We start from the raw sequence: 16013 nt of genomic DNA on the forward strand, positions 1-16013 counted from the left end.
GCCCGCAACGCCCGATCCGCCGCCCACTGCCGCCGACCACCAGCTCGCCCCTCCGGCACGTCCTTCGCCTCACGACCCACCGCACACCTCCAGAATCGAGGTGTTGCGACGACCGATTGAATCCGCCTTGCGACCCTGCATCGCTGTGATGAATCAAGCCGGCCCGGTCCTGACCTGCCCGGTCACGCTGCCACAGTCCCATCTCCAGGGCCCCGAGCACCAGCGGGGTCGCCTTCGAGGTGGCCGCCGACCAGCCGACGATGCGGCGGGAGAAGGTGTCGACGACGAACGCGACGTAGACCGTGCCCCGGTAGGCCTGCACGCACGTGAAGTCCGCGACCCAACAGCGGTTCGGCGCGGTCGCAACGAAATCCCGTTTGACCAGGTCAGGTGCCCGCTCAGCGGACGGGTCCGGCACCGTGGTGCGCACCTTCTTCCCGCGCACCGCGCCGGACAGGCCGAGTTCGCGCATCAGCCGCTCGACCGTGCAGCGGGCCACGTCTTGACCTTGCCGGTTGATCTCCCGCCAGACTTTCCGGACTCCGTAGACCCCGAAGTTCTCGCTGTGCACCCGCGTGATCAGGTCCTTCAGCTCGGCGTCGCGCACGGCGCGGGCCGAGGGCGTGCGCCTGGCGGCGCGGTAGTACGTACTCGGGTCGATGCTGCAGCCGTGTGCGGTGAGCACCCTGCAGATCGGCTCGACCCCGCCGAAGCGGTCCCGATGCTCGTCGATGAACCTCACGAGCGTGGCTGTGGCCGGTCGAGCTCGGCCGCGAAGAAAGACGCCGCTGCCTTGAGGATGTCGTTGGCGCGGCGCAGCTCGGCGACCTCACGCTCGAGCGCCTTGATCCGCGCGGACTCCTCGCTCGTGGTCCCGGGCCTCGCGCCGGCATCCACCTCGGCCTGGCGCACCCAGGAGCGCAGCGACTCCGGGCCGACCCCGAGCTTCGCCCCGATCGAGTGGATCGCCTGGTTCAGGCTCGGGTACTGATCGCGGGTCTCGAGCACCAGGCGCACCGCCCGGTCACGCAACTCCTGCGGGTATCTCTTGTTCGACATGACGGGCTCGATCCTTCCAAGGAAACGAGCCTGGCGCAAAGCCGGGGCGGTTCAGCGTTGATGGCGGAGCTGGCCTGGCTCAAGGTGGAGGCGACGTCCTCGTTGATGCTGTAGCTGGCCATGCGCAGCGAAGCGGCGACGTCTTCGTTGATCGCCCGGGCGGCCATGCTCAGTGACGCCGCGGTCTCGGCGGAGATCACTCCCTCGCGCAGCGCCTGCTCGAGCAGCGTGCCCAGAGCGGGGGCCTGCTCGGTGACCTTGGCCAGCAGCTGCTTGGTGCTCTCATCGAGCATCTCAATGCGGATGCCGTCCCCGCCGATGAAGGTCCCAGACCCGTGATTGTGCTGGTCGCGGACGCCACGACGCCAGAGGTCATCACCCGTCATGCCGTGCTTGGGCCTCCGCCGGAATTAACGCCCCCATAGTTGTCCCCGCCGATGAACGTCCCGGACCCGTGGTTGTGCTGCGACCCGATCCGCACGGACTTGAAACCGCCCTGCGCGCCGGCCAGAACGCCGATCTCCTCGCGCGCCTGCGGGTGCTCTACCAGGTGCGAGAAGAGCAAAACGGACCAGCGTGCGGCGATCGCCGTTTGCGTCGCCTCGCCGTGGGCCAGAGCGGCTGAGTCCTGATCGAGCGCGTGGAGTGCTTCGGCCCGCTCCTGCGCCGTGGCGTGCCGAAACACCCGGGCGCACAGCTCACGCAACGCATCGATCCGGCCGCTGAGCATGTAGGCGACGATGTTCCCGGCAGCGCCCGTAACCACGGCGGTGGCAGCCTCATCGATCATGAGTAAGAACCCTCCCACACCCAGCATGGCATAGGATTCGCCCGAAAATGCGGCAAACGGCAAGTTGACCGGCAAGAGCCGTCCACGCCGTCTCGGGCACGCCAGTCAAGGCGGCGGACCGGCGGCTGATAGTAATAGGCAGTCTGAGTCTCCGCGCAACGCTTGGTCGCGGATGCGGAGGGCTCCGGCGCTGTCTCACCTGAGTTGCGGGCAGAAGAACGCCAAGACCAAGGGTTCCGAGCTTCGGTACGTCAGTAACCGCCGCGCGTCCGGTCGTGTTCCCAGCTGGACAGGAGCGAAGGTAGAGGGGTGCCGTTGTTCCAGAACGCGAGTCGATCGCGCTGGATCAGGTAGACCCGGTGACGGCCGGCCAGATCCGTGGCCTGCTGGGTGAAGCGCCGTGCGGTGGTGACGAACAAGGCCACGTCCGCGCCGTGTTCCGCTCGCACCGTGCCGAGGAATTGTTGCATCTCAGGCCCGGAAACCGATCCCGAGGCCCTGTACCGCTTGCATTGGATGACCACACGCCGACCGTCGGGAAGGTTCGCGATGACGTCCGCGCCCAGATCGCCTGCACCGCCGCCGGATTGCACGATCTCGAGGCCGTCGCGCAGACACAGGTTGGCCACATGGTTCTCAAACTCGGTGCCGGTCATGACGTCCAACGAGGCAAGCTGGCGATGCCGCTCGGCCTCCGCGATCCCGGCGCGCCGCTCCCGCTCGCCGGCCGCTTCCCGCCGCCCTCGCTTGATCGGGCCGGAAAGCACTGCCCACGCGATGATCAAACCGCTGATCAGCCACCACCACAACAACAGGGACGGGAGCACGATGGTCAAAACTAACGCGCACAGGAGCGAGCCGACCGGCAAAGCGACTGCGCCGCGGACGCCAGAGGACTGCTCAGTCGCACTCACCGCAGGCGCCGGGACGCCGCGGCGAGAACTCGCGCCAACCTGAGACGTCTTTCCCGTCCGGACCTGCTGTGCCATCTCGCTCCCCGTTCCAGCACGGTGCATCCGCGCGCAGCCCAGCAAATCAGACGCCTCATATCGTGCCAACCGGCGCGCGAGATCGTTGGTAGGCGCGTTTGAGGCGGGCGTGGCAACCCCGTGCGTCTCCTGGACGAAGTCAACGAGAAACCCCCAGGACTGGTCCGCGAGACCCGCGGGAACGAGTCACCGTCACAGGAAGACCGTCTGTGCCTCCCTCACGGCAGCGCCTCGGCCCGCCAGGGCGCGCCGCCGAGCGCGGCGGCGCCCAAGCTCCGCGCAGCACGGCGCGTTGGGCGTACAAGCGCTTTGGCCGTCGCATCCGCGGGAAACGGATGTTCACGAGGGCGCTGCCCGCGACGCCGTCACTGCGCTTCTCCACGAGGAAATCACTGTGCTCGCGGCCACCGACAGACCTCGCAACTGAGGAACGCGTCCCGGGCCCACGACGGGCCCTCACAGGCACCCGCAACGCCTCCGTGGCAGCGCTCCACATCCGTCTGTGCCGGCGGTGATCGGCTGACGAGCCTAGGTCAAGGCCTTCGCACGCGAGATGTCGGAGGCTTGTCGAACAAACCGACGGTGGCGGCTTGGCCGTGACCGCAGTGCGCCCGCGAAAGGGCCCGGCCGGCTACCTGAAGCCAGCCTTCCACGTGACAGTCATCTCCTGTCCCAGCGTGCTCTCGACGTTCCGCCGGGTCCGTTCTCTCCAGCGGGACGCGCCGCTGGCCATGACGAACTCGTCCGCGCTCAGCTCGCGTGCGAGGCGCAGCAACGCCGCGCAACGGCCGGTCTCCTCGTCTTGCGTCCCGGCGAGGACGTCGCCCTTCTTCGCCTCGCCGATCACGATCCGCCCGTCGACGATGGCCCACAGGTCGACTTCGAGGTCGGTCTCTCCGTCGCGGGCGACGATGACCTCCGGCATGTGCAGGAACGAGGTGGAAGCCTTGGCCATCTGGGCAAGGGCGAGGATCGGGACGTGGATGTCGTTGCGCAGGCCGAGGTAGGCGACCTCGTCGAGCACGTAGTACCAGTCGGGTTCGAACGGGCCGCTCTCCCCCATGGGCCAGCTCCCATGGGTGATGGCGCTACGCCGACGGCAGCGCGGGCACTGATAGGCCGGGTCGAGGTCCTCGAGCCGGTAGAAGGAGGTGTCCGCGCACAGGCCGCAGCGCAGCACGACGCCGCGGAAGGCGATGGAGGCAGTCAGGAACCGGTCGAGCAGTTCGCGCGCCTCGTCCCTTGCCCGCGCGAGCTCCGGTTTGCCGTAGTCGAGGATGCGCACCAGGTCCCCGAGCCTGAGGAACTTGCGCCCGTGCTGGATGCGCCCGTGGACCCCGTTCGCCGAGATCCACTCCTTGAGGATCTTGCGGACGGGCCCGTCCGATCGCAGGTCCTCGGCCAGTGCCGACAGGCCGCCCCAGAGTTCGAGCATGCGGCGGGTGTATCGCCCCTTGTCCGAATCACGCAGCTGCGCGCCCGACTGATCGGCGAGCTTCGAGAAGATCTCGAAGGGCCCGGGCAGGCGCAGCCGGGTACGCACGAGCGCCTGGTGAGGAACGACCCCGTCGATCTGGAGGATCTTGCCGTGCGAGTTCACGCTCAGGCCCTCGACACCGGCGCGCACCGCTCCGGGCATCAGCATGTCGCCGGCGGACAGGAGCTCGTGCAGCGCCCACCGAGCCGGCACCTGGTGGCCGGGCGCTGCGACATCGACCTGCCAACTGAACGCGGTGGCACTCACCCCGCGCGCCTCGGACGGCTTGAGCAAATCGAGCGCGCGGACCATCGTGTCTCCGGCGAACGGCTCATAGTGCTCGACGCCGATGTGCGTCGAGTCCGCCAGAAGCCATTTCCGCTCGGTCGGCACGTCGGCCGGCGCGCACACGCGCAGGGTGGGCGAGCTGCGGTTGCCCAGAGCGCGGCCCCACACCGTGCCCAGGACCTCGGCGCGTATGGTCTCGAGCTTCTCGACGCTCATGGTCAACGACGTCAGCAGCACCTCCCGCTCGAGACCGCTCCCGCGCCGTGAGGTCGCCAGGTGGCGCGCGAGTGCGCCGAAGACCGCTCTGTTCACCTCGGCGTCATCGTCCACCGGCAGCCAGAAGGTCGGCCCGACCGCGCGGCGGCGCGTGTAGGCGTAGGTGAAGTCGGCGGCGCTATCACCGCAGACGACGACCAGAGGCGAGCCCAAGTAGAGCGTCCGATCGAACTTGCGATGCCACGAGCATCCCAGCAGGGTCTGGGCCAGCGGGAAGTGCGCGGCAAAGTCGGCATCCGCAAAGCCGAGGCGCGGGGCATCAGCCGGTTCGCCGCCGAACCTCCCGCGCAGCTCCGCGAGCGCACGCACCGACAGCGTATCCACCTGCCCCGTCCAGGCGAACTCGAGCACGTAGTCGAGTTCCTCCGGCGAGACCGCGATCGTCCGGCGTTCGAAGCCCGGCTGCCTTTCGAGGTGAGCGGCGTGGCTCGGCGCGAGGCTTCCGGTGCGCGAGAGCACCAGCAGTTGCACGGACACCGGCAGCGCGCTCAGATCGAGCTCCGCGGTGTAAGCGGGCGCATGCGTCAGCTCGCACATGTCGACCAGGCCGTGGGGCGGCATGCGGTCGGCTGTGTATCCGCCCTCGAGGATCGCGAACTGGGAGGCGGCTGGCGCGAGCCACCTGCGGATGTACGCGTCGTCCGCGGTCTCGATGGGCACGAACGCGTCCGAGAGGCGGTCTTCGTCTTCGAACAGCTCGCGCGCCTCGGACTCCGGCGTGCCGTTGGTCTCCGACCATCGCCTGACAGCATCCCGGAGCTGGGCTTCGTACGCGTCGGGGTCGGACATGCGAAACCCGAGACGCGTGTCCGCGAATGCGACCCACTGATCGGCGTCGAAAGCGCGCAGCAACGGCCAGAACGCGCCCGGGACCTCCACCTCGCCCGTATACCCGACCAGTCCGTTCCCGTCGCCGCCCCACGTCCGGGAGTAGCACTCCAGCATCCGCCAGACACGAGCGCGCCAATCTCCCTCAGAACCCAGGACGGTGAGCGCGCGACGCGGACGGACGCTGCTGGTCAGCGAACGGTAGCTCAAGGCTTCAGACCGCTGCTCCCCCACGAGCCCCTCCCTTCTCCGCCCGCGACGATACCGCCAACTGCCGCCTACAATCTCTCGCCCTTGTGGCATCGGGCGGATACGCCGGGCCGTGGACCGCCCCCAGGGCACGTTCCGTGAACTGCGTTGACCGCCACCTTCCTTTTCAGAGGGCCTCGCATGATCCTTGGTGTCTCTCAGAACCGCGGTACCGACGTGGGCTGGCGCCGCCGCCCAGCGCTCGCCGCGTGTTTGATGAGTGTCCGAATGTGGACTCCGCCCGCCCACAGATGCAGAGCTTCCCGGTCGATCAAGTAGATGGCGAAGTCCTTCGCCTGCCCCCTGGCGTCCCTGGTGAACGTGCCGTTGGTGACCACGAGCGCGGTGTCCGCGCCGTGTACCGGTCGAGCGGTGCCGTTGACCTCGTAGATGACGCGCACGCCGACCTTGCCGCCGACGGTGGTGTGCTTGCACTGGGCGACGTAGACGGCGCCTTCGACATCGGTGCCGATGACGTCGGCCACTTTGTCTCCGGCGGCCCCGACGTGCCGGGCCGATACGCCGTCACGCAGCATCAGATCTCTGATCGCCTCCTCGAAGGCCCGCGGCGCCATCTCGTCGATCGCAAGCATCGTGAGGGTCAGGCCCGATGCCCGGCGTATCTGGCTGCACATCGAGATGCGACCTCGCGCGCGGCGGGCCGCGACAACGCAGCCGGCTCCAATAACGGCCAGGCCGCTGAGGTACGCGAGCGCCGGCACCGCGCGCACCGCGGAGCGCAGCGCCTCGCTGACGAACGCGACGGCGAGCACTGGCGGCCGCCGCGGCCCATTCGGCCGGCCCGCTCGGCTTCCGCGTCCTTGTCCGCCTGCGGCTCACCGGGCGGCCGGGGAACTGGAGGTGTGCGTGCTCGTCGTCGGCTTCGGCGCGGGCGCCGCGCTACTCGGCGTGCCGTGCAGCAGCAGCCACGCCACACCCAGTACCACGGCCAACACGACCCACCCGCTCGCCTTCGCCTTGCGCCTGTCCTTACGCACCCAGTGTCCCCGGCGGTAGTACATCCCCTGCCGCATTTGCCTGCCTCCCTGTCGATTCGGGCTCTTCCTCCTTCTCTATCAGAGCCCTCCGACACTCAAGCCATCTGACCAGCGCGAATAAGCTTTTTTTGCGCCACCTGGTGCGCGCGGGCGCATAGGGCGTCTGCGGTGCGCTCCAGTGAACGCCACCGTGCGCAGCCGAAGATCGCCCGCCGCTCACCCGACGCCCGCCCCTCGCCCGCACCGCGCGCGGGCGCCGCCGCGTTCGGTGAGCATGCGCTGCGCATCGATGTCGGCGCGCGCAACGGCTCGCTTCCAGCCCCGCGATCGCGGTGCGCAAAGCGGGGGTGGTGTGGGGGTAGAGGCTGCGTACGCCCGGCGGGCGCCAGGCCCCGCCCACGCAGCCCGCGTGCGAAATCCGCCAGGTCGAGCGCCGCGACCTGTCCGATCGGGACGGCGGCGAAAGGCGGGGCGTCGCGCTCTACGACCAGCTGCTGGCCACCGGCACCGCGTACCTAGCCGCGTGAAGCTTGAGGTAGGCCCGCTCTTCCAGCGCGGCGCGGCCGCGGCCGCCCGGGCACGCGGATGCGGCGCAGGGCGCGAACTGGGGGCTGTCACCGCGCTGCCCGGCGGTGAGCACCAGCGCAAGCAGCCTCTGGCCCTGCTCGATGGCCACGTGCAGTTTCGAGGTCAGTCCGCCCCGCGAGCGCCCGAGCCCGTGGTCGGCCGGCTCGCCCACGGGCGGTTCGGCCTGGGCGCCCGGGTCGCGCCGGGCACCGGCGGCGTGCTGGTGGGCGCGGGTGACGGTGGAGTCCACCGACACGTTCCACGTGATCAGCCCGTCCGCATCCGCCCCGGCCTGCAGCGCGGTGAGGATCGCGGACCAGACACCGTCGAGCTGCCAGCGGCGGTAGAGCCAGTACACGCACTGCCACGGCCCGTAATACGGCGGCACATCACGCCACGCCACCCCGGCCCGGCCCGGCCCGGCCCGCGTGCGCCACCGGATCCCGTCGATCAGCCGCCTCCTATTGTGCACCATCGGGCGACCAGGCCTTTTACCGCGCGGCAGCAGCGGTTCGAGCACCGCCCGATGCCCAACCCACTTTTCAAACGCACCCTAGATCAGCCAGGCCACCAAGATCGCAAGCGGAGTAGAAGATTAACCAACAATCACCCCGAGCGGCCATACATGTACGTGAGGCCATTTTCGAATCACTTCGGCAGCATCGCGGCGATGGACCACACGTGGATCCCGCCGCCGTCCGCCCCGACGGCCACCGTCTTGCCGTCGGGCGAGACCGCGACGGCGTCGTTGCCGTTGGCCGTGCTCCACCGCTGTTGCGTCGCACCCGGCGTGGGATCACACAGTTGCACGTCCTCATTTGGGTCGACGGCGACCACGATGTGGCTCCCCGGCACGAAGACCGCCCCGGTGATCGACAATGCGAAGCCGCCGACCGAAGCCGCCGTCGCATACGTCGCGGCGTCGAAGAACTTGACCGTGTCGTCGAACGCGGCAGCGAAGAGCCGACCGTCCGAGCTGTAGGACACCGCCATCACGCCCTTGGACTGCACAGCGGTGTCGACGCACGTGCGGGAGGAGAGCTTCCACACGCGGACCGAGTGATCGTCCGAGCCGCCGCTGACGAGGGTGGCCCCGTCCGGAGCGAAGGCCAGGCCGCCGATCGACCCCGAATGGCCCTTGAGCTCCCCCTGCACCGCCCACGTCGTGGTGTTCCACAACCGGATCAGGCCGTGCTCGTCGCCGACCGCGAGCAGACTCCCGTCCGGGCTGAACTGGAGGCAGGTGTAGAACTGGGTCGGATCGAGCGCGGAGCCCACGCGGTCGATCGTCTTCAGCAACTTCCCGGTCTGCGCATTCCACACGTAGACGGCGTCCGCGGCGGCCGCCAGCAGCGTCCCCCGCGGATTCACGCCGAGCGCGCTGACCGTGACCTGAGCATCGTCGAGTTGCAGACCGGCCGCCCAGTTCGACGTGGCCCACTGCTGGATCTGGGTCCCGGAGGCGGCGAACAGCGAGGCGCCGTCCGGGCTGAAGGCGACCGCGTCCGTGTCGCTGACACCGTTCGTCAGCTCGGCAAGCCCCCGCAGCGCCGAGGAGCCGGAACCCGACTCCGCGACCGCGATGGAGACCCCGGCACCGACCGCGACCACGGCCGTGCCGATCAGCACGGTCCGCCGGGATAGCCACTTGGCGCCAGTACCGGGCATGATCACTCTTTTCTGATGAGAGTTCTCCGGGAGCTCGCGCGGAAGCTTAACAACCGCGCGAGCCCTCCGTTTCTCAGTTCGTGGAGATCGTCATCGGCGCGGACTGGCCGACGACGTAGAAGTTCTGCGCGTATCCCTGCGTGTTCAGGCCTTCCAGCTGCGACGGCGACAGGCCCATCGGGCCGAACGAGTGGTCGAAGCTGTAGTACTTGGCGACCTGGAACGAGAAGGTGATCTGATCGGCGCTCGACTTGTAGGCGGCGACGCGGACATCCATCTCGTCCATGGTCAGGTACCAGTCTCGGGAGTCCCCGCCCGAGGATGGCGGGAAAGCGAGACTGAAGGGGCCGTTGTACGTGGGCGTCTTCGGCGGCGGGTTCATCCACCCCGTCATCGATACGAAGCTCGAAGGTCCAGGAGCCTTGTTGGCCATGAGTTTGCGCACCTGGCTGTCGATCATCGTCTTGACCGAGGGCACGTTGTAGTACGAGCCGATCGCCGACTGGCCCATGATCAGCAGTCCGCCTTGCTTGCTCATCCAGTAGCCGAGCAGCGCCACCGATTCCTTGTACCCGTCCAGCGCCGCCAGGGCCGCCGCTGCCTCCAGCTTGTTGAGTACGCCTTGTTCCGCCTCGGTCTGCTGTTGGCTGTCGTAGGCCGGCTGGTTCTGCTTGAGCCGCTTGTTGTAGTCGGGCATCGCTGAGGAGAACACGATCGGGCCGAACAGCGCCGTGTTGGTGTTCGGGTCGACGAACTGGTAACCCGGGCACCCCGACTGGACCGGGTTCTGCGCGCAACTCATGTTGTGCATCGCCTGCGTACAGGCCGCGATCGAACCGCAGCCGCCGTAGCCGTCGATGTAGAACATCTGGCCGTTCTTGTCGCTGCCGGTCACCGGATCGTTGGCGGCGTAGTCGTAGCCAGCCATTTGGGTCGGATCGTTCTTCTCGAAGATCGGGTCCGGGGAGAGGAAGCGTCCGGAGACATCGTCGTAGACGCGGGCCCCGAGCGTCTCCATCCCGGTGGTCGGATCCTCGCTGCCGCCGACGTAGCCCTTGGTACCGCCCACCCAACTGGACGTCCCGCGGGTTGCGCCGAACGGCAGGTACTGGCGCCGGATCACGGTCTGCGCGGAGGTCGTGGCGACCTCTAGCAGGTCAGTGCCCTGACGGTCCGGTATCAGGTCGTACACCAGACCCGTGCTGGTGCGCTCGGCGATGGTCGTGCCGCCCACGTTGTAGTAGCGGGTTCCGGAGAGCACGCCCGCGGTCGAGACGATCTGGGTGTCGCCGTCGGTGAACGTCGTGCTCCCGGGGTCGCGGACGACGATCTGGGTGCCGCTCGCGTCGTAGGCGTAGTTCGTCGCCCCGGCGCTGGTGGTGACCGACTGCAGCTTGTCCTGATCGTTCCAGGCCAGGGACTGGCTCCCGAGCGCGCCGCCGCTGATCAAGATGGTCTCGCCCGCCGTGTCGTACTTGTACGTCGCGGTGTTCTGCGAGGCCTGCGGACCGGTCGATGTCGTGCTGCTCAGCGTGTCGGACTGGCTGGTGCCCGCGGTCGGGTAGTTGTACGTGGTCGTGGTGTCATTCGCGGTGTTGCCGGACGTATCGTGGTCGACCTCGGTCAACCGATTGCCCGCCGCGTTGTACGTCCACGACTGCCAGTACGGCGAGTCGGTACCGCCGACCGTCGAGGAGTTGCCGGAACTCGGGATCGAGGCGCATGCGTCGGTCGCGGTCCAGGCCTGCTGCAGGCGCTGGGCGTAGTCGTAGGTGAAGCACTGGGTGTCCACTGTCGACGCGCTCTGCTGCGCGTCCTGGATCTGCGTGACGAGGCCGGATCCCTTCGAGACGCTGCCCGAGGAGTTGCCGTAGGAGTACGTGAGGTTGTCGACCACGTACGCGTCGGTCGAATCAGTGGTCTGCACGCTGTCGAGTGCCTGGGTCTGCGGGTCGTAGGTCATCTGCGCCCAGACGTTCCCGCCGACGGTCGGCATCGTGTACTCGAGCGGGTCGCCGAACTCGTCGTAGCCGATCGCGGACACGTAGGTCCACGTCGTGCCGCCGGTCGACTTCAGGCTGGTCGGCTGGCCGAACTCGTCGTAGCCGTAGTTCAGCGTCTCGGTTGGCAGAGATCCCTCCGCCGGGTCGGTCTGGGTGGAGAGGCTGCCGGTGAGCGTGTACCCGTAGGTGGTGGTGAGCCCGGCCGTGGGAACGAGCCCCGCGTCCGTCCCGGTGAGAGTGATCTTCGTGGCCTGCGGCTTCGCGAGCGAGTTGTAGCCGAGCACGGAGCTCGTGTACGTGTCGCCGTTCGAGTAGGACGTCGAGGAGGTCGCCATGCCCTTCTTGATCGTGTCAAACGTCCAGGACGCGATCTCGTTGCCCGAGCTCTGCGTCTGCGTGCTCGTCGTGTCGTAGGAGGAAACCTTGCGCGAGTCCTTGTCGTAGTTGTTCGTGGTCTGCTTGCCCCGCTCGTCCGTCACCGTGAGCACGTTGCCGTTGTTGTCATACGTGCTCTCCGTCGTGCCGGTGTCCGGATCGGTCGCGGAGATTTGGCGGCCGAGCAGGTCGTACTGCCAGCTCCACTGGTTCCCGGCGGCGTCGGTTTCGGTGGCGGGCTTCCCGTTGGGGAAGTACGTGTACTTGGTGTCGGTGTAGTCGGCGACCGGGTCGGTCAGGTAGTTCGTCGGGTCGCCGGCCAGGTACTGGATGAGATCCGTCTGCTCGTTGCGGGCATTGGTCACGACCGTCTGGGCCGTGCCGCCGGCGGGCGGGACCGTGGTGGCGAAGTCGCCGCCGTAGGAGTACGTGGTCTGCCACGTCTGCGTGCCGAGGGCGTAGGCGATCATCGCGGTCTTACGTCCGTCGCCGTCGTACGTGTAGCCGGTCGCCGAGGGCACCACGCCGGGCTGCGCCTGCACGTAGGTCGTGGAGATCGCCGAGCTGTTGTAGTACTGGCCGGTCGTCTCCGACTCGAGACCGTCCGTGTTGTAGTAGACGTCGGTGATGTCGCGGCCGCCGTCCACCGTCTGGGCCTGGCTCTCGCGCGACCGCAGCATGCTGTCATACAGCACCTCGGTCTCGCGGTAGGTGCCGTCGTCGTTGAGCGTGTAGCTGTCGACGACGGACGCGGCGCTGTCGGAGACGTTGTAGCTGAACTTCAGGTTCGGCGTACCGGTCGAGGCGAGCTGCCCCGGCTCGTAGACCGCGGTCTGCCGTCCGAGGGCGTCGTACTGCTCCGTGGTCACGTACCCCGCGGGATTGGTCGTCTGCGTGGTCAGGTCGCGAAGCGGGTCGAAGTTGGTCGTGGTGACCAGGCCCATCGGATCGGTGACCTTTGTCGAGGTCTGCTCGGCGCCGGTCGCCGGAGTGTACGCGGTGGTCGTCACGTTGCCGTCGGCGTCGGTTGACGAGGTGACGCGTCCGTATTCGTCGTACGCGGTCCGCGACATCGTCGTGTAGGTCGGTGTCGAGCCGGTGTACGAGGTCGCCGCCTGCGTCATCGTCGGATTGCCCGCAGACGGTGCCGCTCCGAGCGTGGTGGAACCGTCGTAGAACGTGAGCTTGTCCGACATCGCGTCGGCCGGCAGCGTCGGGGGGGTCGAGCACTTCACCGACACCGTCTTGACCTCGGCGGTGAGATCCATGATCCACGCTGAGGTGTTGTCCGCGTACGTGGTGGTGGTGCACTGGTTCTGCGAGGCCTGCGTCACGTCCCCGAGGTCGTTGGTCTGGGTGACCCGACCGTCGGAGTCGTGCGTGTAGTCGGTTTCCGTCTCGCGCGTGGAGCCGTCCGCGAGCGGTGTGTAGACCCGGGTCGAGGATTGGCCGGTCATGAAGGACTGCTGGGAGGGCAGGTTGTTCGGCAGTGCGTGCGTGGCCGTCGCAGCGCTCGACCACGGCGTGTTGATCGTGTCGGTCACCAGGGATGAACCGTTGAACACCTGGGTCTCGTAGGCCGTGCCGGCGTATTGGTTGTCGTCCGGCACAGAGCCGCCGCGGGTGTCGCTGACGCTCACCGACCTCGTCGAGGAGGACGTGAGGTAGTCGCCGTTCATGCCCTGGAAGTACGTGTACTGCGTCTTGGTGGCCGGATCGGGAGCGGTACCCGTGCTGACGGTCATCCCCTGGTAACCACGGAACTCGTTCCAGGTCGCCTGGTTCGTCGGGGTCATCGGGTTGTCGTCGTAGTGCCACGCCGGGTTTCCGACGGGCGTGTACGACGTGACGATGTCGTCGTTGTCGTTGCCTCCGGTCGGGTCGTGCTCGGTGACCGAATTGACGATGAAGACGTTGAAGTAGTCCTTGATCGGACTGGGGTCACCGGCCGGGTACCAGTATTCGGGGTAGCAGAGCATGGTGTTCTGCGAGTCGTCGCTCGGCGTGCTGCTCCCACACGCGGGCGCCGAGTAGTCGACCGTGATCTGCTCGCCGGTCTCGGTCGTGATCTGCGTCAACCGGTCCCGGGTGATCCACGGGTAGCCTTCGGACAGGTTCGCGCGGTTCTCCATCGCCGTCGGCGTGAAGGTCACGCTGTCCAGCGGGATGGCGATTCCGCCGGAGGGCTCCGCCGTCGTGTCCTGGCCGGTATGCGTGATCGAGGCGAGCCAGAGCGCGGGGGTGGAGGTGTCACCCTTGCTCGCGCCCGGGATCGGCGGGAACGAGTAGGCCAGCGCCCACGAGTCGACGTTGTCGAGGGTGCTGCCGACCAGCCCCTGCGTCTGGATGCCGGTCAGCTCGTCCTCGGTCCAGAAGCTCGGCGACTGCGAGGAGCAGGCGGCCCCGGACTCGCAGTTCAGGTCGTAGGGGACGTCCGGCCAGTTCGAGGCGGTCGAGGTGGACAGGCCGCTGGTGGCGCAGCCGGTCGAGGAGGTCTGGCAACGGCCGTTGTAGCTCAGCTGCACCTCGGCCGCCGGGGTGGCGGAGTACATCGAGCCGGAGCGCTGCCCGTACTCGATCTTCGACAGCACACTGTCACGCGTGTACACCGAGGTCGACGCCGCGGTGGTACCTAGATCCTGGGCGTAGTAGTTCGTGTCGGTGGTGTACCAGTACGACGAGGCGTTGCCGTGCGGGTCGACGACGTAGTCGAGGTTCCAGCGGTAGGCCTGCTCGCAGTAGGACTTGGAGAACGTCGAGTTGTAGCAGGACCCTGTCAAGTCCGCGGTCGAGTACACCGGCTCGGTGTCGACCGAGTTCGTGGTCGGGTCGCCCGAGGCGAATCCGGGCAACTGGTTCAGGCCGAAGTAGTACTCGGTGCCGTCCGCCGTGGTGATGATCCAGTACTCGCCGCTCTGCGCGCCGTTGGTCGCGCCGGTCTCGTGCTGAACACGCTCGTTCGAGTCGTTCAGCGGGTGGTAGTCGCCGGTCGTGTCGTCCTTGACCAGAGTGGAGGTCGAGCCGTTGAGATCGAGCGTCAGCTCGTTGTCGCTCGTCCAGCAGTTGTCGTAGGTCTTCGTGGAGCCCGTCGGATTCTGGTGGCAGGTCTGGTAGGAGCGTTCGACGTAGGACTCGGTCACGCCCCATCCGTCGCCGACGATTCCGGCCTGGTTGTTCGTCCTCGAGGTCAGACCGTCGACCGACTGCGAGTTGTACGACAGCGCCAGGTTGGGTTTCATGCCGCCGGGGACGCCGGGCACGCTGATCGGGTACGACCAGGTGAAGGCGTCGGTGGCGCCGCCGGCGCTCCAGGAGCCCGAGGGCTTGAGCGTGGTGGCGGTGAAGTCGCCGCCGCCTCCGCCCGACGAGCTCGAGGAGTCGGCCGCCAGCACCAGGAAGCCCGCGGCGGTGTGCGCGGCCGAGGTCGCGGCGGTCTTCGAGCCCTGCGCCGCGCCGGGCAGCGTGACGGAGGCTTCGAGGGTCCGCGCGGCGAGGTCGTGTGTGAACTTCACCGGGGTTTCAACCCGGCACGTGGGCAGGTTCGGCGTCGTGAGCGAACAGGCGGGCAGCGCGACGAGCGTCAGCCGCTGACCCCAGTCCGCTCCGTACGCGTCCTGGAACTCCGCGTAGGACAACGAGACCAACAGCGTCCCGTTCCCAGTTCGGCCGTCGGCACGATCGAGCCTCAGCAGCACGCCGTTCACACCGGCCGCGGTGGCGGCGGCCTTCGGCTCGACGGTGACGGAGACCGAGGTCGGGGCCGTCGCGGCGCTCGTGGCCTGGGCGTGAGCGCCGGCCGCGGGAACGGACACGGTCACCGGCAGCGCGCCCGCGGCGCTGCCCTTCGCGGAGACGTCCACGGTGGCGCTGCCCGAGGGCCAGACGGGCTTCGGCGCCCGCCAGGACGGTATCGGTGTCTTCTTCGCATAATGCGATACCACCGGGGAGACCGGCACGGACGCGGTGGCGGGCGGCCTCGGCGCGCTCCGCCCCTGCACCGCCGCGGCCGTCTCGGCCCAGGCGACCTGTCCGACCATCAGCAACGCGGTCGCGAGAGCGACCGGACGCAGCGCCCGACCCCAGGATTTCCTCGAAGCGCCAGGCAGTCGCCCAGGCGTGTGCAGCGCAGCACGTAAGGCCACGAAGTCCCCTCCCCAGATCCCCAATTCAGCTGTTAGCGACACCTGGCAGCACAGGCCGACGCGATCGCATCCTAACCGCGGCGGGCGGACTGGGGAAGAGGATTTCCACAAGAACCTTATAAAAGTGGTCCTCGTATCGATGTGTTTCTCATTTCGTTGCCATGAGGCCCTCGTGAGCTGTACGGTCCAGCTTCGATGGGCTCCGAGCCCTTCACCAGGGGGACTGGTGCGGTGGTTGAGGGAGCAACTGCGACCGGAGAGTCAATATGTTCACTTTTAGCCGTGGCGTCCGACGACGCCGAAC

10 protein-coding genes and 1 pseudogene are annotated in these 16013 nt (G+C 67.9%); all 11 read right to left on the reverse strand.

The window, feature by feature from the left end; all coding sequences use genetic code 11:
• A partial coding sequence (locus KDK95_RS20415) for an IS3 family transposase (protein WP_212519823.1) occupies window positions 1-742 on the reverse strand: 742 nt, incomplete at its 3' end.
• A complete protein-coding gene (locus tag KDK95_RS20420; protein WP_307844505.1) occupies window positions 739-1008 on the reverse strand; it encodes a transposase in 270 nt (89 codons plus the stop codon). The genes KDK95_RS20415 and KDK95_RS20420, both read right to left, overlap by 4 nt.
• Window positions 975-1445, reverse strand: a complete 471-nt coding sequence (locus KDK95_RS20425; protein WP_212519854.1) for a hypothetical protein — start codon at window positions 1443-1445, stop codon at window positions 975-977. Before KDK95_RS20425 ends, KDK95_RS20420 begins: the two co-directional genes overlap by 34 nt.
• Window positions 1442-1924 carry a hypothetical protein gene (locus tag KDK95_RS20430; RefSeq protein WP_212519825.1) on the reverse strand — a complete coding sequence of 161 codons (483 nt, stop codon included), beginning with the start codon at window positions 1922-1924 and terminating at the stop codon, window positions 1442-1444. The genes KDK95_RS20425 and KDK95_RS20430 overlap by 4 nt, the downstream gene beginning before the upstream one ends.
• Window positions 1925-2100: 176 nt before the next feature.
• Window positions 2101-2676 carry a restriction endonuclease gene (locus KDK95_RS37445; protein ID WP_212519826.1) on the reverse strand — a complete coding sequence of 192 codons (576 nt, stop codon included), beginning with the start codon at window positions 2674-2676 and terminating at the stop codon, window positions 2101-2103.
• Window positions 2677-3469: 793 nt separating this feature from the next.
• Window positions 3470-6010: a hypothetical protein gene (locus KDK95_RS20440; RefSeq protein ID WP_212519827.1), complete on the reverse strand. Its 2541-nt coding sequence runs from the start codon at window positions 6008-6010 to the stop codon at window positions 3470-3472.
• 104 nt (window positions 6011-6114) lie between these two features.
• Entirely contained in the window at window positions 6115-6729 is a 615-nt protein-coding gene (locus KDK95_RS35995; RefSeq protein WP_212519828.1) for a restriction endonuclease, read from the reverse strand.
• A gap of 63 nt (window positions 6730-6792) precedes the next feature.
• Window positions 6793-6990 carry a hypothetical protein gene (locus KDK95_RS20450; RefSeq protein ID WP_212519829.1) on the reverse strand — a complete coding sequence of 66 codons (198 nt, stop codon included), beginning with the start codon at window positions 6988-6990 and terminating at the stop codon, window positions 6793-6795.
• Between the two features lie 559 nt (window positions 6991-7549).
• Window positions 7550-8041, reverse strand: a pseudogene (locus KDK95_RS20455) (IS5 family transposase); the annotation flags it as partial.
• Window positions 8042-8169: 128 nt separating this feature from the next.
• Window positions 8170-9189: a WD40 repeat domain-containing protein gene (locus KDK95_RS20460; RefSeq protein ID WP_212519831.1), complete on the reverse strand. Its 1020-nt coding sequence runs from the start codon at window positions 9187-9189 to the stop codon at window positions 8170-8172.
• Between the two features lie 73 nt (window positions 9190-9262).
• A complete protein-coding gene (locus tag KDK95_RS20465) occupies window positions 9263-15604 on the reverse strand; it encodes an RHS repeat domain-containing protein (RefSeq protein ID WP_212519832.1) in 6342 nt (2113 codons plus the stop codon).
• Window positions 15605-16013 lie beyond the last annotated feature (409 nt).

This window comes from Actinospica acidithermotolerans, assembly GCF_018139625.1.
In the GTDB taxonomy this organism is placed as follows: domain Bacteria; phylum Actinomycetota; class Actinomycetes; order Streptomycetales; family Catenulisporaceae; genus Actinospica; species Actinospica acidithermotolerans.